Annotated in this window: 27 protein-coding genes and 1 tRNA gene; 21 read left to right on the top strand and 7 right to left on the bottom strand. The window is 61.8% G+C overall.

The features are described 5' to 3' along the window. Window positions 1-50: 50 nt before the first annotated feature. The 5 genes from PQU92_RS04765 to PQU92_RS04745 all read left to right on the top strand — a co-directional run bounded on the left by PQU92_RS04765 (window position 51) and on the right by PQU92_RS04745 (window position 4,386). Window positions 51-602 carry a tetratricopeptide repeat protein gene (locus tag PQU92_RS04765; RefSeq protein ID WP_272747059.1) on the top strand — a complete coding sequence of 184 codons (552 nt, stop codon included), beginning with the start codon at window positions 51-53 and terminating at the stop codon, window positions 600-602. 56 nt (window positions 603-658) lie between these two features. Next, a complete protein-coding gene (locus tag PQU92_RS04760; RefSeq protein ID WP_272747058.1) occupies window positions 659-1,561 on the top strand; it encodes a tetratricopeptide repeat protein in 903 nt (300 codons plus the stop codon). Window positions 1,562-1,654: 93 nt separating this feature from the next. Next, on the top strand, window positions 1,655-2,548 hold the full coding sequence (locus PQU92_RS04755) for an SIMPL domain-containing protein (RefSeq protein ID WP_272747057.1): 894 nt from the start codon (window positions 1,655-1,657) through the stop codon (window positions 2,546-2,548). Next, window positions 2,548-3,468, top strand: a complete 921-nt coding sequence (locus tag PQU92_RS04750; RefSeq protein WP_272747056.1) for an SIMPL domain-containing protein — start codon at window positions 2,548-2,550, stop codon at window positions 3,466-3,468. Before PQU92_RS04755 ends, PQU92_RS04750 begins: the two co-directional genes overlap by 1 nt. Before the next feature lie 18 nt (window positions 3,469-3,486). Continuing rightward, window positions 3,487-4,386 (top strand): SIMPL domain-containing protein, encoded by a 900-nt coding sequence (locus tag PQU92_RS04745; RefSeq protein WP_272747055.1) that lies wholly within the window; start codon window positions 3,487-3,489, stop codon window positions 4,384-4,386. Between the two features lie 48 nt (window positions 4,387-4,434). Here the strand turns inward: PQU92_RS04745 and PQU92_RS04740 are convergent, their stop codons facing one another. Then, window positions 4,435-5,100 carry a hypothetical protein gene (locus tag PQU92_RS04740; protein WP_272747054.1) on the bottom strand — a complete coding sequence of 222 codons (666 nt, stop codon included), beginning with the start codon at window positions 5,098-5,100 and terminating at the stop codon, window positions 4,435-4,437. A gap of 216 nt (window positions 5,101-5,316) precedes the next feature. Between PQU92_RS04740 and PQU92_RS04735 the strand changes: the two genes are divergently transcribed. Beyond that, the gene (locus tag PQU92_RS04735; protein ID WP_272747053.1) at window positions 5,317-6,492 is read left to right on the top strand and encodes a patatin-like phospholipase family protein; all 1,176 of its coding nucleotides are present in this window, start codon (window positions 5,317-5,319) and stop codon (window positions 6,490-6,492) included. A gap of 99 nt (window positions 6,493-6,591) precedes the next feature. Continuing rightward, complete coding sequence (locus PQU92_RS04730) at window positions 6,592-7,011, top strand: RrF2 family transcriptional regulator (protein ID WP_272747052.1); 420 nt, start codon at window positions 6,592-6,594, stop codon at window positions 7,009-7,011. Window positions 7,012-7,271: 260 nt separating this feature from the next. Here PQU92_RS04730 and PQU92_RS04725 read toward each other — a convergent pair. Further along, window positions 7,272-7,346 (bottom strand) — tRNA-Val (locus tag PQU92_RS04725). Between the two features lie 263 nt (window positions 7,347-7,609). Here PQU92_RS04725 and PQU92_RS04720 point away from each other — a divergent pair. Then, window positions 7,610-8,896, top strand: a complete 1,287-nt coding sequence (locus PQU92_RS04720) for a glycosyltransferase 87 family protein (RefSeq protein ID WP_272747051.1) — start codon at window positions 7,610-7,612, stop codon at window positions 8,894-8,896. Window positions 8,897-8,909: 13 nt separating this feature from the next. Here the strand turns inward: PQU92_RS04720 and PQU92_RS04715 are convergent, their stop codons facing one another. Beyond that, window positions 8,910-9,266: a response regulator gene (locus PQU92_RS04715; RefSeq protein WP_272747050.1), complete on the bottom strand. Its 357-nt coding sequence runs from the start codon at window positions 9,264-9,266 to the stop codon at window positions 8,910-8,912. A 163-nt stretch (window positions 9,267-9,429) separates the two neighbouring features. Between PQU92_RS04715 and PQU92_RS04710 the strand changes: the two genes are divergently transcribed. Then, window positions 9,430-10,311 (top strand): N-formylglutamate amidohydrolase, encoded by an 882-nt coding sequence (locus PQU92_RS04710; RefSeq protein ID WP_272747049.1) that lies wholly within the window; start codon window positions 9,430-9,432, stop codon window positions 10,309-10,311. A 219-nt stretch (window positions 10,312-10,530) separates the two neighbouring features. Here the strand turns inward: PQU92_RS04710 and PQU92_RS04705 are convergent, their stop codons facing one another. Continuing rightward, a complete protein-coding gene (locus PQU92_RS04705) occupies window positions 10,531-11,358 on the bottom strand; it encodes a DUF599 domain-containing protein (protein WP_272747048.1) in 828 nt (275 codons plus the stop codon). Window positions 11,359-11,571: 213 nt separating this feature from the next. Here PQU92_RS04705 and ppa point away from each other — a divergent pair, with 213 nt between their 5' ends. The 3 genes from ppa (at window position 11,572) to PQU92_RS04690 (ending at window position 13,334) form a co-directional block, all read left to right on the top strand. Next, window positions 11,572-12,108 (top strand): inorganic diphosphatase, encoded by a 537-nt coding sequence (gene ppa, locus PQU92_RS04700; protein ID WP_272747047.1) that lies wholly within the window; start codon window positions 11,572-11,574, stop codon window positions 12,106-12,108. Between the two features lie 120 nt (window positions 12,109-12,228). Further along, window positions 12,229-12,603, top strand: coding sequence for a YidB family protein (locus PQU92_RS04695; protein WP_438263803.1), 375 nt, complete (start codon window positions 12,229-12,231; stop codon window positions 12,601-12,603). A gap of 473 nt (window positions 12,604-13,076) precedes the next feature. After that, entirely contained in the window at window positions 13,077-13,334 is a 258-nt protein-coding gene (locus PQU92_RS04690; RefSeq protein WP_272747045.1) for a hypothetical protein, read from the top strand. A 78-nt stretch (window positions 13,335-13,412) separates the two neighbouring features. On the opposite strand, the gene PQU92_RS04685 is transcribed toward PQU92_RS04690, so the two are convergent. Then, the gene (locus tag PQU92_RS04685; protein ID WP_272747044.1) at window positions 13,413-13,595 is read right to left on the bottom strand and encodes a YegP family protein; all 183 of its coding nucleotides are present in this window, start codon (window positions 13,593-13,595) and stop codon (window positions 13,413-13,415) included. Window positions 13,596-13,717: 122 nt separating this feature from the next. After that, window positions 13,718-14,083 carry a DUF983 domain-containing protein gene (locus PQU92_RS04680; protein WP_272747043.1) on the bottom strand — a complete coding sequence of 122 codons (366 nt, stop codon included), beginning with the start codon at window positions 14,081-14,083 and terminating at the stop codon, window positions 13,718-13,720. Window positions 14,084-14,240: 157 nt separating this feature from the next. Between PQU92_RS04680 and PQU92_RS04675 the strand changes: the two genes are divergently transcribed. The 4 genes from PQU92_RS04675 to PQU92_RS04660 all read left to right on the top strand — a co-directional run bounded on the left by PQU92_RS04675 (window position 14,241) and on the right by PQU92_RS04660 (window position 18,073). Continuing rightward, complete coding sequence (locus PQU92_RS04675; RefSeq protein ID WP_272747042.1) at window positions 14,241-15,197, top strand: ArsR/SmtB family transcription factor; 957 nt, start codon at window positions 14,241-14,243, stop codon at window positions 15,195-15,197. A 15-nt stretch (window positions 15,198-15,212) separates the two neighbouring features. Next, complete coding sequence (gene metF, locus PQU92_RS04670; RefSeq protein ID WP_272747041.1) at window positions 15,213-16,142, top strand: methylenetetrahydrofolate reductase [NAD(P)H]; 930 nt, start codon at window positions 15,213-15,215, stop codon at window positions 16,140-16,142. Beyond that, a complete protein-coding gene (locus PQU92_RS04665; RefSeq protein WP_272747040.1) occupies window positions 16,139-16,861 on the top strand; it encodes a class I SAM-dependent methyltransferase in 723 nt (240 codons plus the stop codon). The genes metF and PQU92_RS04665 overlap by 4 nt, the downstream gene beginning before the upstream one ends. A 147-nt stretch (window positions 16,862-17,008) precedes the next feature. After that, complete coding sequence (locus tag PQU92_RS04660; RefSeq protein WP_272747039.1) at window positions 17,009-18,073, top strand: homocysteine S-methyltransferase family protein; 1,065 nt, start codon at window positions 17,009-17,011, stop codon at window positions 18,071-18,073. Here PQU92_RS04660 and PQU92_RS04655 read toward each other — a convergent pair. After that, window positions 18,070-18,603 (bottom strand): hypothetical protein, encoded by a 534-nt coding sequence (locus tag PQU92_RS04655; RefSeq protein WP_272747038.1) that lies wholly within the window; start codon window positions 18,601-18,603, stop codon window positions 18,070-18,072. The genes PQU92_RS04660 and PQU92_RS04655 overlap by 4 nt on opposite strands. Window positions 18,604-18,738: 135 nt before the next feature. Here PQU92_RS04655 and PQU92_RS04650 point away from each other — a divergent pair, with 135 nt between their 5' ends. The 5 genes from PQU92_RS04650 to PQU92_RS04630 all read left to right on the top strand — a co-directional run bounded on the left by PQU92_RS04650 (window position 18,739) and on the right by PQU92_RS04630 (window position 22,779). After that, window positions 18,739-20,301 carry a flavin monoamine oxidase family protein gene (locus PQU92_RS04650; RefSeq protein ID WP_272747037.1) on the top strand — a complete coding sequence of 521 codons (1,563 nt, stop codon included), beginning with the start codon at window positions 18,739-18,741 and terminating at the stop codon, window positions 20,299-20,301. A 9-nt stretch (window positions 20,302-20,310) separates the two neighbouring features. Continuing rightward, the gene (locus tag PQU92_RS04645; protein WP_272747036.1) at window positions 20,311-20,805 is read left to right on the top strand and encodes a RidA family protein; all 495 of its coding nucleotides are present in this window, start codon (window positions 20,311-20,313) and stop codon (window positions 20,803-20,805) included. Window positions 20,806-20,868: 63 nt separating this feature from the next. Further along, window positions 20,869-21,858, top strand: coding sequence for a D-alanine--D-alanine ligase family protein (locus tag PQU92_RS04640; protein WP_272747035.1), 990 nt, complete (start codon window positions 20,869-20,871; stop codon window positions 21,856-21,858). 145 nt (window positions 21,859-22,003) lie between these two features. Then, on the top strand, window positions 22,004-22,393 hold the full coding sequence (locus PQU92_RS04635) for a DUF4259 domain-containing protein (protein WP_272747034.1): 390 nt from the start codon (window positions 22,004-22,006) through the stop codon (window positions 22,391-22,393). Then, entirely contained in the window at window positions 22,390-22,779 is a 390-nt protein-coding gene (locus tag PQU92_RS04630; RefSeq protein ID WP_272747033.1) for a hypothetical protein, read from the top strand. Before PQU92_RS04635 ends, PQU92_RS04630 begins: the two co-directional genes overlap by 4 nt. The last annotated feature ends 5 nt before the right edge of the window (window positions 22,780-22,784 follow it).

Genomic DNA, 22,784 nt, shown 5'->3' with positions numbered 1-22,784 from the left:
ATTTCGCGTGATGCGTGTTAAGCTTATTTCCTGAAAATGGGAGGGAAGTCATGCGTCTGATCCTTATCACCGGCCTGTGCCTGTTTATGAGCGGCGGCGCGATGGCGCAAAGTGCGCCGCGAATGGATGACCTGCCCGCCGAAGTCCGCCCCGAAGACCTTCAGGCCACGCGACTGGCGGCGCAGATTGCCGCCGATGCCGGGGATGCCGCCGCGCAGTTCCGCCTTGCGGGCATGTGCGATCGGGGCGAGGGCGGGCCGCGCGACCCCGCCGCCGCCTATCTCTATTATCGTAAGGCCGCCGATCAGAACCATGTCCCGGCGTTGCTGGTGCTGGGGGAAGGCTATGACGACGACAATGCATCGAAGGGGGCCTTCGACTACAATCGGCGCGCCGCCGAAGCGGGCAGCGCGGTGGGGCAGTTTCGTATGGGCTATGCCTACGAGCACGGGCTGGGGGTTAAGGCCGATGCGGCGCAGGCCTATGTCTGGTATAGCCGCGCGGCGAAACAGCAGGATGCGGCGGGCGTGCAGGGACTGGAGCGCGTGAGAGGGCGCATCGCCGCCAAGGACCGGACGAAAGCCGAGGCCAACCTTCAATAGGCTTGCATCGTGTCGAAGGTGGGGTAAGAGTCGGGGAACTGTCGCAGGGGGAATATATGCGTCGTAAACCGAAATCCGCCGCGCTTTATCTGGCGATCATCGTGCCGCTGGTGCTTCTCATCGGTGCGGCGACGGTCCTGTTTGCGACGGGCAAGACCGGGCCGTCCGGCGAAAACGAATGGATCACCTATATCAAGGCGCGCACCGGCGACGCCAGCGCGCAGTATTATTCCGGCAGGGCTTACGACAAACGGCGCGGCGGCGTCGATAACGAGGCAAAGGCCGTGGCGTGGTACGAAAAGGCCGCGGCGGGCGGCCATACCGAGGCGCAACTGGCGCTCGGCGATCTCTATAATGCGCGCAAGGGCGTCGCCGACCGCGACCGGGCGCTGAAACTATACGAACAGGCCGCCGCCAAATCGCCCGAAGCCCAGCGCAAGGCGGCGTTGTTTTATCTGACCGGGCGCGGCAGCACGAAACCCGACCTCGACACGGCGCGCGAGGGCTTGTTGAAGGCGGCCGAACGCGGCGACACGGCGGCGGAAAAGCAGGTCGGCATCATGTTCTTCACCGGCTTCGAGCCGGCGCTGGCCAAGCATTGGCTGGAAAAGGCGGCGGCCAAGAACGACGGCGAGGCTCTGTTCTATCTGGGGGAACTGCATTACCTGTTCAGCGAGCAGTATCGCGACCTGCCCAGGGCGCGCGACTATTATGCGCGCGCGGCGGAGACGGGTAATTCGCAGGGGCAGGCGCGCCTGAGCTTCCTCTATTATGCCGGTCGGGCCGTGGCAAAAGACCCGGCAGAGGCCTATAAGTGGGCGTGGCTGGCCGCACAGGACAAGGGAGGGCTGGGTCAGCGCGACGGTCAGGATGCGGTCTTTTATCTCGAACGCCAACTCACGCCCGAACAGATCGCCGAAGGGAAGCGACGGGCAGAGGCCTTCCGGCCACAGGTATAATGATATAGGCTACCTGCGCCGGACCCGCCATATTCGGGCCGTAATGCTTGGTCAGCTTTAGTGTAACGATGTTTTTTTCAGGAGAGGGGTATCATGCGTAAATCAATTGCTGTTCTGGCCGTCGCCGGTCTTGGCCTTCTGACTCAGCCCGTGCTGGCGCAAACCGCTGCCACCAATGCCTCGGCCTACGATAAGGCCCCGTGGTGGATGAAGGATGCCGTCATCACCCAGACGGGTTATGTGCGCACCGAAATCGAAGCCAATCGTGCCTCGTTCTCGGCGTCGTTCCTCGCGGTGGGCAAGACCGCCGACGAGGCCCAGACCAAGGCGGTCGGCCAGACCAAGGCCCTGACCGACGCGCTCAAAAAGCTGGGCAAGGACGCGGTGCGCGTAAATACCTCCTTCTCGATGCGCGCCCTCTACGAGCAGTACCGCGACAAGGATGGCAATCGCATCGAGAACCAGCGCGGCGACAAGATCGACGCCTATCAGGTGACCATGACCCTGTCGATCAAGGTCACCGACCTGAGTGTGCTGGAACGGGCCTATGCGCTGGTGCTGGCGGCGTCGCCCACCTCGTCGCAGCAGATCTATTTTACGCTGGAACCCGACAACGCCACCAAGACCTGGCTCTATAACGAGGCAGTCAAGGATGCGTCGCGTCGGGCAAAGCTGGCCACCGAGGCGGCGGGGGCGACGCTGGGTAAGGTCAAGGTCATCGATCCGACGGGCCGCGCCTGTCAGACCGATATTCTGGCGCGCGGTTATGCGTCCGACGGTCAGGACGCCGATGCCTATACGGTAAAATACGAAAGCCGTGCCTACGCACCGCCACCCCCGCCGCCGCCACCCCCTCCGCCGCCCCCGGCGCCCAATGCCTCACCGGTCGAGATGCTGGAGGCCAAGGCTGCGCAGAACGCCTTCATTCAGGCACCACCGCTGTCGACCCTGACGGCGCAGGCTTGCGTGGTTTACGGCCTTAATTGATGCGCGCCCTCATCCTGATCCCGCTGGTCCTTGCGACTGGCGGGGCGGAGGCTGCCGCGCGGCCAAAGCCGAAACCCAAGCCCGTGGCGGTCGCTCCGGCCGCACCGGTGGTGCCAGAACTCAAAGCGGCACCCCAACCGAGGACCGAAAGCGCGCCGTGGTGGGTCGATCGTCCGATCATCCCGCAAACCGGCGTCGTGCAGGAAGAGATCGAAGCCAATCGCGCCAGCTTTAGCGGGTCGTTCCTCGGTACGGCGAAGACGGTCGAGCAGGCGCAGGCCCTGGCCATGAAGCCGGTTGCTCCCCTGACCGAGGCCCTGCGCAAACTGGGGGCGGACAAGGTCAGGGTGACGACCTCGTTCTTCATGCGCGCCCGCTATCAGCAGTATAAAAACAAGGACGGCACGAAGGTCGAGGACCAGCGCGGCGATAAGATCGAAGCCTATGATGCGACGATTACGCTGACGGTCGATGTTACGGAGCTGAGTGTGCTGGAGCGCGCCTATGCGCTGGTGCTGGCCGCCGGTCCCAGCGGGTCGACGCCGGTATCGTTCAGCTTGCAAACCGACAACGCGACCAAGGCGCGCCTGTTCAGTGCGGCGGTGGCCGATGCCCGTGCCCGGGCCGAGGTTGCGGCGCAGATCAACGGGCTTGGTCTGGGGCCGGTGCGTCTGATCGACTCGACGGGGCGGGCCTGTACGGCCAATATTCTCGGTCGGGCGACGCCGGTCGGTGCTGGGCGCGACGATGACGATCAGGTCACGCAATCCTCGATGATGATGAAGAAAAAGGCCGCGTCACCACCACCGCCGGGCATGGGGCCGTCTCTGGAAGCCCGTGCGGCGGCAAACGCTTTCATCCAGTCGCCGCCGCTTATTCGGGTGACGACCAAGGCGTGTGTTATCTACGATCTCAAATAAACAAACAGGGAGACGGACATGCGCTATGCGGTCCTGACGATGGCGCTGGGCCTGATGGCCGGGGCCGCTACGGCGCAAACCGCCGATCCGCGTTTTGAGTCGGCGCCATGGTGGGCGACCAGCCCGGTCCTGCCGCAGATCGGCTATGCCGAACGCGAGGTCGAGGCCAATCGCGCCACCTTCACGGCGACCTTCCGTGGCGTGGGCAAGACCGCGGCGGAGGCGCAGAACCTGGCGATCGCTCAGGCGACGCCATTGATGACCTCGCTGCGAAAGCAGGGGGCGGAGGTGGCGCGCATTACCACCGGTTTCGACATGCAGGCGCTCTATCAGCAGTATAAGGTCGATGGCGAAATGGTCGATAACGAGCGCGGGGACAAGATCCGGGGCTACGAGGCCAATCTGTCGATTGAGGTCGAGGTGCGCGACCTTGCCGGGCTGGAGCGTATCTATGCCCTGGCGCTGGCGGCTTCGCCGACGCAGGTTAGTCGGCTGAGTTTCCGTCTTGAAGCCGATAACGCCGTCAAGACGGCGCTGCTGTCCGAAGCCGGGCGCGATGCAGCGGCACGGGCTCAGGGCGCGGCGCAGGTGCTGGGGGTGCAGGTCGGCGGGGTGCGGATGATCGATCCGACGGGCCGCGCCTGCCAGTCCAACCTGCTGGGGCGACAGAAGCCGGAAAAGGCCGCCGACGGCAGTGAGGTGCAGGAGGTCGTCGTTGCCGGGTCGCGGGCCGAGTATCGGGGGCGAGCAGATAGTGTTGTCGCCGATGATGTCGGTGCCTTTCCGGACCGCAACGCTGCGGAGGCGATGCAACGTGTGGCCGGACTGGAGATGAAGGCGGATGAAAACGCCTTCCTGCAAACGCCGCCACTGTACAAGGTGCGGGCCCAGACCTGTGTTGTATACGGCCTCAAATAAAAAACCCCGCCGGTGAGGCGGGGTTTTTCCGTTCAGACAGACGCCTGATTAAAACTTGTAGCTCAGGCCGAGTTGCAGCACCGGCCAGGTTTTCACGTCCTTGACGTCCTGCTCAAGTTCCTTGCGCTCGATTTCGAGTTGCGTCTTATAGGCCGCGTTCGTCGCCAGAGAACCGTCCGAGGTCAGGGTGACCGAGGGCTCGTCGCCCAGCACCGCCCCGGCGAGGAAGCGGAAGGTGATGCGGTTATTGCTATGGAAGGTGTTGTCGAAGCCCAGACCGATGAACGGCGCGCCGTCACCCATATCGGCATTGGCCCGCAGGGTGCCGATTTCACCCGGCTGATAGGTGACGCTGCCGACCTGGGTCGGGCCGGCGGGGCGAGCATCGAGCTTGATGTTACGGTCGCCCATGACATAGCCGGCGGACACGAAGAACGAGTTTTTGAAGGGGTGCGCGTTCACCGCGAAGGTGAACGGTTTGAATTCGACTTCGCCGTTATAGTTGACGCCGTCCGACGAGAAGTCGTCGGAGTGCTTCAGGGTGTCGTAATCGGCGCGCAGGACGATCGAGTCCGACACCTGATAACGGGCGCCGATACCTATGCCGGTCGTGCCGCCGTGGACGTCGACGGCGATCGCGCTGTCCTGAGCCGAGGCGGCGGTGGCCATCAGGCCGGTCAGGGCCGCCGTAAGGACGAGGGTACGGATTTGCATACGAGGGTCTCTCCAGAGAGGGGAAAATTTCAGGTAAGAAGCGAGCGGGGCCACTTTCGGGCAAAAGCCTGATCAAAAGATTAATCTAGGCGAACGCTGATACGCACTGACCCGAAACTAGGCTTAGGGTTATAAAAAATATGCGTCGCAAGCGTTTGCGGCTTGTAAGGGCGGCATTAGTGTGGGTTTTATGATACAGTACGGAGTTTGAGCCCGATGCATACCCAAGTGACCAAGCCAAAACGCGATACGCGCGACACCCGCGGCCCGGCCACGGCCTACGACCAGACGGTGCTGGTGCTTCAGGGGGGCGGGGCGCTGGGCTCGTATCAGGGCGGCGCTTACGAGCGCCTTCAGGCCCATGGCATAGAGCCCGACTGGGTCGCCGGGGTGTCCATCGGGGCGATCAATGCGGCGATCATTGCGGGCAACCCGCCGGAACAGCGCGCGGCGAAACTCAAATCCTTCTGGACGCAGATCACGGCAGCCTTCCCCAGCGATTCCTTCTCCGACCTCAATCCCTGGCTCAAGGCCGGGTTCCGCCAGTGGAGCGGCTATATGAGCGCGATCAACGGCGTGCCGGGTTTTTTCCGCCCGGCAGCGGTGTCGCCCTTCTTCGCGCCGTGGTCCATGCCGTCGGAAACCAGCTTCTACGACATATCGCCCCTGCGTGAGACCCTGATCCGGCATGTCGATTTCGACCGGCTCAACACAGGTGACATCCGGCTGAGCGTCGGGGCGGTCAATGTGCTGACCGGCAATTCGGTCTATTTCGATACCCACACCACGACGATTGCGCCCGAGCATATCATGGCCTCGGGTGCGCTGCCGCCAGGGTTTCCGGCGGTCATGATCGACGGCGAGCCCTACTGGGACGGCGGGGTGGTGTCGAACACGCCCCTGACCTATGTGCTGCACGAAGCCCCGGCGGGGCTCGACGGCGATACGCTGGTCTTCCAGATGGATCTGTTCTCGGCGCGCGGCGAGATGCCGAAAACGCTGGACGAGGTCTATGGCCGCGTAAAGGACATCACCTATTCCAGCCGGACGCGCCTCAATACTGACGCCTTTCTGGAACGCTACCGGCTGCGGCAGGCCATCCGCGCCATGTACGATCACCTGCCGCCGGAGGCGCGCGAAGACCCGGCAATCGCGCGGTGCTATGCCCGTGCGGCGCATTTCCGCGTCAGTATCGTCCACCTGATCAACAGCGAATCCGGCGATCACGGGCAATCCAAGGATTACGAATTTTCGCGCGTGACGATGAACGAGCACTGGGCCGCCGGGGGCGCCGATGCGGAACGCGCCATGACGCACCGGGTCTGGCGCGAGCCGCCGCCGGAAAAGGACGGCATCCGCGTCTATGATTTCAAGCACATGTCCGCCGATTAAGGCTTATGGCTTTTGTAACGGACTCTGTGTATGGAATAGAACTCAACGACAGTCGCGATATCAACCGCGCGATGTTTTAAACGGATTACGACCTAGACCATGCTGTCCCAGCGCGCCAAATACGCCATTCGCGCCATGCAGGAAATGGCTCGACTGCCTCTGGGCCAAACGATTCAGGCCGGTGAACTGGCCGAACGTATCCGGGCGCCGCTGCATTTCCTCGAAGGTATTCTGCTGGAACTGCGCCGCGAAGGCCTGCTGCAGTCGAAGCGCGGACGGTCCGGCGGCTATAGTCTGGCCAAGCCGACCGATATGATCTCGATTGCCGACCTGATCCGGCTGATCGACGGGCCGCTGGCCCTGACCCCCTGCGCCAGCCGCACCGCCTATGTCCGCTGCGAGGATTGTCCTACGGCGGACGATTGCCAGTTGCGTCTGATCCTGCTGGCGGCGCGCGATGCCCTGGCGCGGGTGCTCGAAAACTCGACCCTGGCGGATCCTCTGCCGCGGCTGACCTGAGGGTTTATCTGGCTGTCGACGCTTGTCCGATTGTGTAATTACATAACAAATAAAAAGAAACGGTTGTCGATAAGGCAAGTTATCTTCGGCAGCCCCTAGTCATTACATGGTAGACTGATTGAACCGTGAACCTGGAGCCGAAAGGAGTCGGTCTCCCGTCCGGACATGTCAAACGGCATTTGAAATAGTGCCCACACGTCTGCGACTTAGGTCACTGTGACGCGCAATGCCAACTTAACTATCTAAACGGAAAAAGAAAATGGTGGACCCGACAGGGATTGAACCTGTGACCCCTACGATGTCAACGTAGTGCTCTCCCGCTGAGCTACGAGTCCACTTTGTATCACGCTGTGTCGCCGGAGCGATGCGTGCTTGCGAGGAGGGGGTGTATAGCGGTCGAATGTGATGGTGGCAAGAGCCTTTACCATCAAAAATGTGGAAAACGGGACGCGGCCTTCATCGCCCGGCTCCAAAGGCCGAAACGTAAAATTTTCCGGTGCATATCCCGTCCAAAAAACGTTGTTTTCCAAGGCGAAACAATTCGGTCCTATTTTGGCCGAGCTCCCCCCCTGAATGATGTGCAGGGTAGGAGATAAAGATGGATGCCTTGACGTGTCTAAGAGAAAAATTCGGTTCCGGCTGGAAATACGGACTGTTTGTAACCTTATGCGTGTTTCCCGTTCTGGCGGGGGTGCTTGAAAAGTTCGTGCGGCACAGGTGGGTGTTCATGGATGTCGACGCCGTGGTCTGCGCGGCGCAGGCGGTAGCCGCGGGCCAGTCCCCCTATGCCGAAAGCCTGACCTGTCCGGGACTGACCCCGGCGGCCTTCGTCTATGCGCCTCAGATTGCGCAGGGGCTGGCACCCGTGGTGAGCGCTCTGGGGGTCGTCGCCGTTCGGGATATCTATCTGTGGGCGCTGCTGTTGCCGGCCACCCTGTTTCTATTGTGGTACGCCCTTTTCAAGGTCAATGAGACCCTGCCGCGTCATTACCGCTGGCTGGCCTTTGCCGCCTTGTCTCCGATGACCTTCTGCTGCGCCAATATCGGCATCCTGATGCACGCTCTGGTTCTGGCCAGCCTCGTGCTGTTCCGGCGGCATCGCTGGCCCTTTGTGCTGATGGTGCTGGCCTGCGCCTATATAAAGCCGACCTTCCTCAGCTATTTTGTCGTCCTGCTGATGGAGAAGCGGCCCTGGACGCGCAGTGTCCGCGACTTTGTCCTGGCCTGTGGGGTAGGGGCCGGGGTTGTCCTGCTGACGTTTCAGGGCGCCGGAGACGGGATAACGGACTGGATGCAGGCCTTGCGCAGCACGGCCATCAAGGAGCAGCCGGGCCTGGGGCTGTTTGCCCTTCTGGACTGGGTGGGGATCGAAACGGGCAGCCCGCTGGCTCTGGCGATGGGACTTGCCTTCACCACCGCGATCGTGGCGGCAGGCGTGGTGATCGCCCACACGGGCAATCGCCGTCGGGAAGAACGCCTGATTCTGGGGATGGGGGTGGCGGTACTGTGCAATCCGCGCCTTATGGATTACGACATGGTGCTTCTGGTGCCCTATGCGGCGCTTCTGGGCGGCACGATCGGCGCGTTGAAAGGGCGTATCCTGCGGTACAACCTGTCATGGGGACTGGTATTATTGTTGTTCGGCGGTGCCCCGGCCTATCTGTTTCACATCAATCCGTATCAGCGCACGCACATCGCCATGTTCGCCTTCTCGGTCCTGACGCTCGTCATAGGCTGGCGTCTGTGGCAGATGAATTCTGCCGTCCGTAGCGAACTGCGGGACTATATCCAGCGCCTCAGGGCGGCCGCAGGGCGTTGGACGGGGTATGCCGAGGCGAAGCTCGGCGACGCTATCGCGCCGTCGCGAAACCCCGAAGCGGAGTGAGGGCGGCCCCTGATCAGGCAGCGATGAGACGCTCGACCTCGGTCACGATCTCGCGCAGATGGACCGGCTTTTCCAGCACCTTGGCTTCGGGTGATGCCTTCTGAGCGTTCAGCGCGACGGCGGCGAAGCCGGTGATGAACATGATCTTCAGGCCCGGCTGGCGCTGAGAGGCGATCTTGGCCACCTCGATGCCGTCGGCCCCGGGCATGACGATATCGGTCAGCAGCAGATCGAACGGCCCGTTATCCAGCGCTTCGATGGCGGTGTCGCCGTCGGGGCAGCTGATGACGTCGTAGCCTGCGCGTTGCAGGGCGCGCGTCAGGAAGCTGCGGACGGAATCTTCGTCTTCGGCCAGAAGAATCTTGGTCATAAGCCCTCGTTTACCTGCACGGTAGTCATGAAAAACGTTCGCGGTGCCCAGCGCGTTCAAAAGCGCCGCGGAACCGCCAGCCCCGTCATTTGAGACTAGATCATTATGGACGGAGTGTAAATTAGGGGTGAAGAAAGCGCAGATATGTCCTATCAAACCCTTAATGTCGTCCGATAGTCTCCACAGCTTTGCCGATGCGCCCCCCGCCGTCGATCTGCGCCGGCCGGAAGGGGCCGGATGCGGGCTCGTGTTCGGGGTGCCGCATTCCGGCTGCTACCTGCCCGAGGCCTTCATTGCGGCGACGCCTTTCGATGTCCGGCGTCTGCGCTCGACCGAAGACGCCTTTGTCGACCGGCTGATCGGCTTCGAGGCGCTGGACGGGGTGTGGGCCGTGCGCGGCAATTACGGGCGGGCCTATGTCGATGTGAATCGTCATCCGCTCGAACTGGACCCGCGCCTGATCAAGGGGCCGCTGCCCAAGGGCAGCCTCAGCCATACTTTGCGCGTCAAGTCCGGTTACGGCGTCATCCCGCGCTGCCTGTCGGGGCAGACCGAAATCCATACCCGGCCCCTGACCTATGCCGAAGCCATGGTGCGCCTGACTCAGGTGCACGGTCCCTATCATCGCGCCTTGCAGACGGCCATGAGCGAGGCGCGGGCAGCGCATGGGCGCGTGGTCCTGATCGACTGGCATTCCATGCCCTCGGGGACGCTGCGCAACGCACCGGGGGGGGCGGGTGCCCTGGCCGATATTGTGCTTGGCGATCTGCACGGCGAGGCGTGTTCGCCGGAACTGACGGGGTTCGTGCGGCGGGCGCTGGAGGGGCGGGGGTTCCGCGTCGCGCTGAACCACCCGTTTGCCGGAGGCTATACGCTGGAGCACTATGCCGACCGCCACAAGGGCGTCGAGGCGCTCCAGATCGAGATCAATCGCGGTCTCTATATGGACGAGGCATCCCTGACTCTGCTGCCGACGGCGGATAAGGTGATGTCGGCCCTGACGGCGTTGATCGCGGCGCTGAAAGTCCGGCTGACGGCGGGGTAGGCCAATAAAGCAAAAAAAAGCCGCGCTACACGAGCGCGGCAAAAGTCTACAGGGAGGAAACGCCCAGGAAGGGCAATCGACGTAACAACGTCGAACAAGTTGAATGTAGTTTGCGGTGCGACATTTAGCAAGCGCAAAAACAGATTTGTATGATCACGTATGGTTACAATCGTTCCGTATGGAACCATTATTTTCGTGAGAATGGCTTATTTTTATTTGTTAAACGCTTTTTCCGCTGGCGTTTTCATTTTCGGGCGCGCCGGGTTGCGCTGCGGTATCGGTCTCCGCATCGATGTCTTTCAGGCCATCGTAGATGGGGCGGGTGCGCGTCGGATACGGATGGTCTTCGAGCAGTTCGCGCATCCGGCGCAGACCGCGTGCCGCCTGCGAGCGCGACTGCCGCCACGCCAGCAGAATGGTGGCCCCGATACTGGCAATGGCCAGAGGGATGGGGCCGAACAGCCACGCGGCGGCGGCCAGCGAGAAATAGTAGCCGCGAACGCCCTGCGAGAAGTTCGACATGGCGGGCTCGAAAATGTCCGAGACGGCGGCGCTGAATTCCTGTCCGGTCTTTTCATCGACGTTTTCCGGAATGGCCCCCATGGCGGCCACGGCGTAGTTCGTCTGGCGCAAGGCCCAGATGAAATTCAGAAGACCGCGCGCCAGACAGACGATGACGAGGCCGAATTTCATCAGGAACAGGGCGGAGGACGAGGTGTCGATCCCCAGGGCGTGGACGCTGGTATAGGACAGGTCTTCGGTAAAGATGGCGCCCGCGACCGCCGCAATCAGGATGAGGTTGGCCGACGCGAAGAAGCTCATCGAATTGACACCGTGCCCGATCAGGTTGGAGTCGTAGAGCTTGAACGAGCGGATGACCATTTCCTTCATCCAGGCGCGGCGCACGATGGTCAGGTCCTTGAAGATGACGCCCGACTTCTGAGAGACCCGCTTGACGACGGGCTCGTAGCCGAGCCAGCAGCAGATGAAGACGATCAGGGCGGCGAAATCCTGCCAGCTTCCGAACAGTTTTATGATCAGATTCATGCGTAATCTCCCCGCAAACCGGCGCGTGTTTTCCGTTCAAACTGCAATGCCCTGATTCGCCTGACAAGACGTAATTTCGGACCTAAATGCCCGTTCTGTAACGAATTGTAGCAAAGTGCGAAAAATTTCGGGCAGTCTTCGCTTGTGCGAAAAGCGTCGAACGCTTATGACAACGGCCAAGTTTCACCAAAATGCCATTAAAAAAGACATCTCATGAATCTCGATAAGATTTCCATCGGCCCGAACGCTCCGTGGGATTTCCACGCCGTCATCGAAATCCCGGCCGGCGGCATGCCCGTCAAGTACGAACTGGACAAGGATTCCGGCGCGCTGTTCGTCGACCGCTTCCTGTACACCTCGATGTTCTATCCGGGTAACTACGGCTTCATTCCGCACACCCTGGCCGACGACGGCGATCCGTGCGACGTGCTGGTGGTCGGTCCCGTGCCGGTCTATCCGGGTGTCGTCATCCGTTCGCGCCCGATCGGCGTGCTGCTGATGGAAGACGAGGCGGGTCAGGACGAAAAGATTCTGGCCGTGCCGGTCGACAAGTTGCACCCCTTCTATACGGACGTGTCGAGCTATCGTCAGATGCCCGCCATCCTGATCGAGCAGATTCAGCACTTCTTCCAGCACTACAAGGATCTGGAAAAGAACAAGAAGACGACCGTTCTTGGCTGGGGCGACCCGGACAAGGCGGCGCAGCTGATCCGCGAAGGTCAGGAACGTCTGGCCAAGAAGATCGGCTAATACCTCTGATATGACGGTTACATGAAACCTGCGCTTAACGGCGCAGGTTTTTTTGTTTTCAGGATTACCTCTCGCGTAAATCTGCTACTCTGCCTTTGTGGATTTTTGATGGAGGGCGAGATGAGCCTGTTGAACGGAATTCTGGGTGGCCTGAGCGGCGAGAGTGTCGGCGGGCTGGATATCGGCAAGCTGACCTCCAGCTTCGGCGATGGCGGCCTTGAGGGGCTTGTCGGTCAGCTGTCGCAGGGCGGCCTCGGCGATGCCGTGCAGTCGTGGATCGGCAATGGCCAGAACCTGCCGATTTCGCTCGATCAGCTTCAGGGCGTGCTGGGGTCCGAGCAGGTCAAGGGCATTGCTGCGGCCATCGGTGTCGATCCATCACAGGTGGCCGATATGCTGCCGGGCTTTATCGACAAGCTGACGCCGGGCGGCCAGCTTCCGGCGGGTCTGGGTGACGCGGTCGGCAATGTGCTGGGCGGACTGTTCAAGGGCTGATCCAAAAGGTGAGAGGCGTTCTCACAATATGGCTTGACCGGTCGTGAAGGACATGCGAAGTCTGAAACATCGCGTGTCCTTCACGACGTTTGTTGCCGTTCCTCAGGGTTGAGGGGCGGTATTTTGCGCGTTATGTGCGCTATAAATGTGCAAATGCGCGTAAATTTTCCCACCGGTTAGCGATATCATCGGAAACGATCCCTATTATGCCGGGCATCGTGCAAAAAATTGCGTCTATTTGATATTTTCATAATGAATTCAAGTAGTTGTTGACTTGGTTGGCGGCTGCGGTAACCTGTGCCCGGTCTGGATTTTTAACGCGTCGGCGCTATATAGAGCGTTCAATGTGTGTTTAGCGCTTTGGGGCCGAACAGGTTTCGATGGCGTGCCAGTAAAGTGTGTAAGGCGGCGGCGTGTGTGTTTGTGCCATGGCCGTCGTGTATCTCGACCATCCCCTTCAAAAAGATATGACCATGCCCGATTCCTCCCCGAACGCGGCATCGCGCCTCTATGCTCTGGCTGTCGCGCGCGATACTGCCAATCTTGTCGATCTTGACGCCTCCCTGGCTCTGGCTCGGGCTTCGGCGCGCACCCTGATGGCCCTGTCGCCTCAGGCGGCGTTGCTGTTCAAAAGCTTTGCTCAGGAAGAGATCGACCGCCTGTCGCTGGATTGCACCGAAGAGTCCGAGGGCTCCATCGCCATCGTGCGCGAAACGCTCAACATGGTGTGAGGCGCGCGTGTTTGCGAATAAAAAAAGCGGCGCGGAACCCGGTTCCGGCCGCTTTTTCTTTATGAGACAGTAAAAATCTTACTGATCCGAATTGTCTTCGGTTTCGGCCGCCGGGCCGTTCTTCTTGATGGACTCGATGGCGTTTTTTGCCGAAGCCTTCGAGGCGTAGCCTTCGGTCCAGAAAATGGTCTCGGAATTGTACTTGAAGTAGGCGACGAATTCGCCGGCCTTGTTCTTCTTGATTTCAAACTTGTGCGCCATCTGGGCCTCCGTTCTCTCTGGGTAGGGCGGAGACTCTATCCCCGCCGGCCAAAGGGTTCGCGCCATGACGACGCTATGTCAAGATTGATGCCGAAAGTTTTACCTCAGCCGTGGCAGGGCACCTACCGCCTCTGTCTCAGTCCGTGGTGCCAGATCAGCCCCAGAAAGCCGCCCTTGACGAAGGGCAGGACAACGAGGGTCAGAAGGCCGAGCGCGACCAGCGTAATGGGAATGACGATCCCCAGCGGGTATTTCCAGAAAAAGTCGAGCGCGAACAGGGGGCCGATGACGATGTGACCGACCAGCAGCATGGTGATATAGGCCGGGCCGTCGTCGCACGGATAAAGGCCCAGCGGGGTCTGGCAATGGTCGCACTGATCGACGATCTTCAGATAGGCCCGGAAGGCGCGTCCTTCACCACAGGCCGGGCACTTGCGCTGCAGGCCGCGCTTGACGGCGGTCCATAGGGTGGCTTTTTCGGGCAGCATTATCGGACTCCGCAGGTCGAATACCTGACTAATATACTGTAGTATTTAGGCCTGACACGGCCCCTTAGCCATGTGTAATCGTGTCGCAGGCCGTTTTTGCGGGCTAAACCGTATTTAAGGCTTGCAAATTCACATAAAGATATCTTTATGTCGTTATATGACGACAAGCAATACCATTCTGGGTCAGGCCGCCCTGCTGGAGGTCCTCAAGGCCGTGGGAGAGCCCACGCGTCTGCGGCTGTTGCGTCTTTTAGCGCATGAAGAGCTGTCTGTCATGGAATTGGTTCATATTCTGCATCAGAGCCAGCCACGTATTTCGCGTCATCTTAAACTCATGAGCGAAGCGGGCGTCATCGACCGCTTTCCCGACGGGGCGTGGGTCTTTTACCGCCTGAGCGAAAACGCTGCTTTGACGCCGCTGGTCGATGCCGTGCTGGCGGCGCTGGGCGACGAGGATGGCGGCGATCTGAGGGCGCTCGAAGAGGTGCGCGGGCAGCGCCTTGAGGCCGCCCAGGGCTATTTCGAAAACATCGCCCCGGTCTGGGATCAGATCCGTTCGCACTATGTCGACGATGGCGAGGTCGAAGCGGCTTTGGTGCGTATTGTCGGCGATGCGCCGGTCGAAACGGTGATCGATCTCGGCACCGGTTCCGGCCGGATGCTCAGTCTTCTGGCGTCCAAGGCGAAAAACGCCATCGGGCTCGACCTGTCTCAGCAGATGCTCAATATCGCCCGCGCCCGGACCAAGGAAAGCGGCCTGAGCGGTATCGAGTTCCGCCATGGCGACATCACCTCGACGCGCCTCAACGGGCAGAGCGCCGATCTGGTCATCATCCATCAGGTCCTGCATTTCCTGTCCGACCCCGGTCAGGCGCTGAAGGAAGCGGCGCGTCTGCTGCGTCCGGGCGGGCGACTGCTGATCGTCGATTTCGCCCCCCACCGGCTGGAAGTCATGCGCGACGAATACCAGCACCGGCGTCTGGGGATCGGTGACGACGACATGGATCACTGGCATAAGACCGCTGGTCTGAGGCTGACCCAAAGCCTGTCGTTGCCACCCCACGCCGAACCCGGCCTCACCGTTCGCATCTGGCTGATGCACAAAGATAACTAATACTGAGAAACGCTTATGTCCCCGCCGCCGTCCTTCGTCCAATCCTCCATCGCCCGTTCGGTTCGTGCCGGTGCCGCGCACCTGAACGTCTCCTTCGAGTTCTTCCCGCCCAAGACGGAGGAGATGGAACAAACCCTGTGGAGCGCCATCCGCCGCCTGGAACCGCTGGGCCCGTCCTTCGTGTCGGTGACCTATGGCGCGGGCGGTTCGACGCGCGAACGCACCCACCGCACGGTCAAGCGCATCCTCGATGAAACCGGCCTCAAGCCCGCCGCGCACCTGACCTGCGTCGAGGCGTCGCGCGACGAGGTCGACGAGGTTATTCAGGCCTACTGGGACGCCGGGGTCCGCCACATCGTGGCCCTGCGCGGCGACCCGCCGACCGGCCTGCACGACGGTCAGTATGTGCCGCGCGCCGACGGTTATCAGAACGCCACCGAGCTGACCGCCGCCATCAGGCGCATTGGCGACTTCGAGGTCAGTGTCGGGGTTTATCCGGAAAAGCATCCGCAATCGCCGTCGCTCGACTTCGATCTGGATGTGCTGCGTCAGAAGGTCGATGCGGGCGCCACGCGCGGCATCAGCCAGTTTTTCTTCGAACCGGAAACCTTCCTGCGCTTCCGCGACGCGGTGGCCGCGGCGAATATCCCGATCGAGCTGACGCCGGGGATCATGCCGGTGACCAATTTCAAGGGCCTGCGCCGCATGGCCGTTGCCTGCGAGGCGGCGATTCCGGACTGGCTGGGCGAGCTGTTCGCGGGCCTCGACGACGACGCCGAAACGCGCAAGTTGCTGGCCTCGGCGGTGGCGGTCGAGCAGGTGCTGGGGCTGGAACGCGAAGGCGTGACCAATTTCCACTTCTATACACTCAATCGGGCCGAACTGGTCTATTCCATCTGTCGTGTGCTCGGTCTAAAGGAAAGGGTCCTAAAGGAGCCGTCTTGAGCCAGTTCAGTTACGCCGCGATCACGCGTCAAGATCCCAACCCGTTCAAGCGCTATCTGCAAAACAAGCGCCTGAGGGATGCGGTCGGCCTGCTGGGGCGTCGTCGGCCTGAAACCATCGTCGATTACGGCGCGGGCGATGGCGAACTGGCCTATGTGATCCGCCGGAAGCTGCCCGATACCCGCATCGTCGGTTTCGAGCCTTCGCTGCTGCTTAGGGCTCAGGCCGAGGCGCACATCGGCGCCATGCCGGGGGTGACTCTGACGGATGATGCCGCGCAGATTGCCGACGGGTCCGCCGATGCGATCTTCTGCCTTGAAGTGTTCGAACATCTGCCGCCGGAGGAGACGCGTACAGCTCTGGCGCACATGGTCCGTATCCTGAAAGATGATGGCGTACTGATCGTCGGCGTGCCGGTCGAAATCGGTCTGGCGGCGTGGGTGAAGGGGCGTTTTCGGAGCCTGAGGCGCGACGACTTCGACACCGACCGCAATCATATCGCGCAGGCCGTGCGCCGCGACATCCGGTTCGAGCGGTTCCGCGTGGACTTCGACACCAGCGGAGGATATTACCCGCATCATCTGGGCTTCGATTACCGCGAATTGCTGAAGGCGCTCGACGGCTGTTTCGAACTTGAAAAGCGTTGGTCCAGTCCGTTTCTGCTGATGCCGACGGAATGGAACAGTGAACTGAATTTGCTTCTGACGAAGCGCACTTAAAATCCTCCCCTGCGTTAGCCGGGGAGGGGGACCGCGAAGCGGTGGAGGGGGCGGTAACGCAAAGAATGCCCCCTCCGTCTGCTCGCTTCACTCGCAGCCACCTCCCCCGCTTCGCCGAAGGGCTTGCAAGGGAGGAGGGAGATAAATATGACCCGTCAAGACCGCATTGCCACCCTGAAAGCCGCCGCCAAGACGCGCATCCTGATCCTCGACGGGTCGTGGGGCGTGATGATCCAGCGCCGCGGCCTTGAGGAGCACGACTTCCTCGGTGAGCGTTTCAAAGGGCATAAGGGCCAGATGAAGGGCAATAACGACATCCTGTGCCTGACGCGACCGGACATCATCACCGATCTGCATAATCAGTACTATGCGGCAGGCGCCGACATCTCCGAAACCAATACGTTTAGCGCCACGACCATCGCCATGGACGACTATCATCTCGATGCGCAGGCCTGCTGGGACATCAACTATGAGGGCGCGAAGCTGGCGCGGGCCGCCGCCGACGCCTGGACCGCCAAGGAGCCGGAAAAGCCGCGCTTCGTGGCGGGCTCGATCGGGCCGCTGAACAAGATGCTCAGCATGTCGTCGGACGTCAACGATCCGGGCGCGCGTCTTGTCACCTTCGATCAGGTCTATGAGGCCTATAAGCAGCAGGTCAAGGCGCTCAACGAAGGTGGGGTCGATCTCTATCTGATCGAAACCATCACCGATACGCTGAACTGCAAGGCGGCGCTGAAGGCGATCATGGACCTCGAAGACGAAGGCATGGAGCAACTGCCGATCTGGATTTCGGGCACGATCACCGACCGCTCGGGCCGTACCCTGTCGGGGCAGACCGCCGAAGCCTTCTGGAACTCGGTCAAGCACGCCAAGCCGTTCGCCATCGGGTTCAACTGCGCGCTGGGGGCCGACCTGATGCGCCCGCATATCGCGGAGTTAGCGCGCGTGGCCGATACGCTGGTCGCCGCCTATCCCAATGCCGGCCTGCCGAACGCCATGGGTCAGTACGACGAGCAGCCGCACGAGACGGCGCATGAACTGCACGAATGGGCCAAGGACGGGCTGGTCAATATCCTCGGCGGCTGCTGCGGCACGACGCCGGACCATATCAAACACGTCGCGGACGAAGTACGGGGCTTTGCGCCGCGCGTCCCGCCGGAGCGTCCGAAGGCCCTGCGTCTGGCCGGTCTCGAACCGTTTGAGCTGAGTTAGCCCTTCGGCGCGGGCGGCGGCAGGTTGGAGGTGCGCGGACCTGTCGTGCCGGTCATATTGCAGCGCCAGGTGCCAAAGCTGGTCTTCCAGCACGCCCCCTGCGCCTTGGTGACGGCTGCGCGCGAGCAGTTGAGCGCCGGATTGCCGCCACCGATCTTTACGGCCTTCGGATCGCGGCAGACCACCCACGTCCACGATCCCTGCAGCGGATAAACGGCCTTGGTCGTATCGGAATCCGGCATGGTCATCAGTTCGTTGCGGCCCTGATGCGGGCGCGCCTTGCCGACCTTGATCGACAGGTCCTCGACCAGCCACAGTTCGTCCGTATAGGTGATCTCTTCGCGCGCACAGCGGAACAGGCCGTCGATCGCCGCCTGCGCGGGCAGCGCTTTCGAAGTTATATCGGCGCATTTGGTTACCGGGTCGCGGGTGCCCCAGCGCGCGCCGACTTCCCCGGCAAAGGCCAGCCCGGCCAGCGCGACCGCCGCCGTCCCGGCAGCTATGGCAAACGTCCGTACACGCGTCGACATGGTGCTCTCCCTCGATATGGTTTTACCGTGTGAGAGAAAGCACCACATATCGGCGCAAAAATCCAGCCAACATCGTTATTTTAATGATAGCCAAGCCTTCGCAACTGCGTTAGCGTCCGGTTTCAGGTGTAACGAATGGGGCTGGACGTGACGACACGACGCGATATTCTGATGCGCTTCGGCGCGGTGGCGGGGACGGCGGGCGCCTATGCCGCGATGCACGCTCTGGGCTTGTCGGGCGATGAAGCGTGGGCAGGAACACCCGACTTGCAACCGGGTTCGGGCAAGGGCGTCCGGGTGGTCATCCTCGGCGCCGGGGTGGCCGGGATGTCGGCGGCCTATGAGCTGCGCAAGGCCGGGTACGACTGCCTGATCCTTGAGGCGCGCACCCGTTCGGGCGGGCGTAATTTCACGGTTCGCAAAGGTACGGTCATCGATTACGGCGACGGCACGGTGCAGACCTGCGCCTTCGACGAGGGGCACTATTTCAACGCCGGTCCGGCGCGTATCCCCAGCCACCATCAGGCGACGCTCGGCTATTGCCGCGAATTCGGCATCGCCATGGAAACCGAGGTCAACTGGTCCGGCACGGCGCGCATCCAGACCGATCGCCTGAACGGCGGCAAGGCCTTCGAGATGCGTCAGGCGATCTTCGATTTCCGCGGCCACATGGCCGAACTGCTGGCCAAGGTGGCCCAAAAGGGCGCGCTCGACGACAAGTTTTCGGCCACCGACCGCGATCAGCTCATCGCCGGGCTGGGGCAGTGGGGCGGTCTGGGCGAAACCCTGACCTATGACGGCTGCGAAGGGGCGGGTTTCGAGATCGAACCGGCGGCGGGCAAGGTGCGTGGTCAGCATCGCAAGCCCCTGCCGATGTCGGTGGTCGGCGATCCCTTCGTGCAGGGCATGGCCGGATTTGCCGACCTGATCGACATGCAGGCGACCATGCAGCAACCCGTCGGCGGCATGGACCGCATCCCGGCAGCGTTCGAAGCGCACCTGCCCGGCGTCATCCGCTTCGGTTGCGAGGTGAAACGCATCCGTAAGAAGGGCAAGGGCGTCGAGGTCTATTATCTCGACAAGGCCGCAGGTACACCGCAGGTGGCGGTCGCTGATTACTGTATCTCGACCCTGCCATTACCGGTGATGAACAAGATCGACAGCGACCTGTCGAAGCCCGTCAAGGCGGCGATTGCGCGCAACGCCGTCATCGGTGACGGTTACAAGATCGCCTTTCAGGGACCGCGTTTCTGGGAAACCGAGGCCCATATCTATGGCGGCCTGAGCTTCACCGACCGCGAGACCTTTATCACCTGGTATCCGTCGAACGGCTTCCATCAGCCCGAAGGCGTGCTGGTGGCGGGGTATAATTTCAACGGCGATATGGGCAAGCGGTCCTTCCCGGATCAGGTCGCCTATGCCCGCGACACGATTGAGCGCCTGCATCCGGGGCGGTCGGGGCTTCTGCGGGCGCCGGTGTCGGTCCATTGGGGGCGGATGCCTTACAGCGAGGGCCTTGCCGCGCACATCACCGAACGCGACCCCGCAGGCTATGAGCTTTTGATACAGCCCGACGGGCCGATCTATCTTGCCGGGGACTATCTCAGCTACGTCACCGCATGGCAGCAGGGGGCCTTCTGTTCGGCCCACCGCGTCGTCAATATGATCGCCGACCGCCAGAAATCACTCAAAGCGTAAGGAAACGCCATGATCCGTACTGCCATTATTGCCGCTGTCATCGGTCTGACCGCCACGGCTGCATCCGCCGAAGAAGGCATCAAGCGCACCTATACGGGCAGTTTCCCCATCGCGCAGTCGGTCACCGTGCCGCCGGGTTACAAGACCATCTATGTCAGCGGCATGGTCCCAGCGATCATCAACCCGAACGCCCCTGCCGAAAGTTTCGAAGCCTTTGGCGACACGGCGGCGCAGACCGAATCGGTGCTCAAGCGCATCGAGACGGCGCTCAAGGCCGAGGGGGCCGGGTTCGGCGATGTCGTCAATATGAAGGTCTATCTGGTCGGCGACCCGAAACTGGGCGGCAAGATGGACTTCGCCGGGATGATGAAGACCTATAGCAAATATTTCGGTACGGTCGAGCAGCCGAACAAGCCGTCGCGCGTCACCGCGCAGGTGGCGGGCCTCGTCTCGCCCTATTTCCTCGTCGAAATCGAGGTCACGGCAGCGGTTCCGGCGAAGTAATTTTCATTGCCGATGCGCGGACGGCTGTCCTATAGGTGAGGGACCAACTTCGAGACCCTTCCTATGCGCATCACGATCCTCTTCGGCGGCCTGAGCCGCGAACGCCTTGTCTCCGTCGCGTCGGCGCAGTCCCTGCACAAGGCCTTGCCCGAGGCCGATCTGTGGTTCTGGGATGAGGATAACAGCGTGCATGAAGCCTCGCCTCTGGCCTTGCTAGGGCATGCGCGCCCGTTCGAGATTCCGTTCAAGGCCGACGGCCATGCGCTGGGCACCATCGCGCATGCGCTCGACAAGGCCGCTGCGGAAGACCGGGTGCTGGTGCTGGGGCTGCATGGCGGCATCGCCGAAAACGGTCAGTTTCAGGTCATGTGCGAATCGCGCGGCGTACCCTTCACGGGCTCCGGGTCGGCGGCCTCGCATCTGGCCTTCGACAAGGCCTCGGCCAAGCTGTTCGCCGGTTTTGCGGGCGTCAGCTCGCCGTCGGGCGTGGCGCTGGCCGATATCGATGAGGCGTTTGCGCAATACGGCAAGCTGGTCGCCAAGCCGGCGCAGGACGGGTCGAGCTTCGGTCTGATCTTCGTCAACTCGACCAACGACATCGCCGCGGTGCGCCAGGCGGCGAAGACCACCGCCTATCTGATCGAGCCGTTCATCGAGGGGCGCGAAGCGACCTGCGGCGTGCTGGAACAGGCCGACGGTTCGCTGATCGCGCTGCCGCCGGTCGAGATCATCCCGGACCGCGGCGCCTTCGATTACGAGTCGAAATACCTGTCGAACAAGACCGAGGAAATCTGTCCGGGTCGCTTCACCGAGGCGGAGACCGCCGCCATTCAGGACATGGCCGTGCGCGCGCACAAGGCGTTGTCGTGCCGGGGCTATACGCGGACGGATTTTATCGTCACGCAAAAGGGTCCCGTCTATATCGAAACCAACACGCTTCCGGGCATGACGGCCTCGTCGCTCTATCCGAAGGAACTGGCGGCGCAGGGGATCGCGTTCGCGGACTTTCTGCATGGGCAAATCGACATCGCTGTGGGGCGAGCAACCAAATAGTCCCCTTCGCCCCTATGGGGAGACGGTGGCTTGAGCGTAGCGAAAGCCGGATGAGGGGGAACTGCTAATTACGCGCTCGGTGAAGCATTTCCCCCTCACCCTAACCCTCTCCCCACAGGGGCGAGGGAATTGCCGGAGACTTTTCATGACCGCCTGGGGCAATGGCCCGTTCGACAACGATGACGCCGCCGACTTCATGATCGATCTGGAGGAGGCTCCCGCGTGGGACGCCGTGCGCCGCGTCTTCACCCAGGCGCTGGACACGACAGATTATCTCGGCCTGACCGAAGGGGCGCGGGTCTATGCGGCAGCAGCCTTTCTGAGCGTCGCCTTGGGCAAGAGCGAGATTTCGGCGCAGGACTATCATATGATCATCGACGATCTGGGGGCCGTGCCGGACGATCTGGCGGCACTGGCGCGCAAAGCCCTGACGCGAATCTGCGCCGCCGATTCCGAGATCGACGACCTCTATCAGGGCGCGGCCTACGACGAATGGATCGCCACGGTGCGCTATATCGACAAGGCTTTGACATGAGCGACAACTGGCCAAATGACTGGGGTGCGCGGTTGATCATGGCCGCCGATGTGCTGAAAGACGTCACACCGGACGAATTCCGCATCGATCAGCCGTTCTACGACGAGATGACTCTGGTCCTGACCGAGTACGCACTGACCGACGCGGCCTACAAAGCCGCCGAACCGAACGTGCCCTACCCACCGCAGTGGGAACAGCTTTCAGCTGCTGTCAACGGTTCGACGCCGAACGAACTGCTGCTGCATATCCTCGGCTGGGTGTCGCAGGGCCGGTGGATCGAGACGCCGCTGGTGCGTGTCCACGAAGCCACGTTGCTGGAGCCTGCGCTGCGGCGGCTGGCGGCCCACGTTTCCGCACTTGATATTGTGCCTGTAAAAGACGAATAGAACGT

Origin of the sequence: Asticcacaulis aquaticus, assembly GCF_028550415.1 — a bacterium.
GTDB classification, from domain to species: Bacteria; Pseudomonadota; Alphaproteobacteria; order Caulobacterales; family Caulobacteraceae; genus Asticcacaulis; species Asticcacaulis aquaticus.
This window is presented reverse-complemented; position numbering and strand designations above follow the sequence as displayed.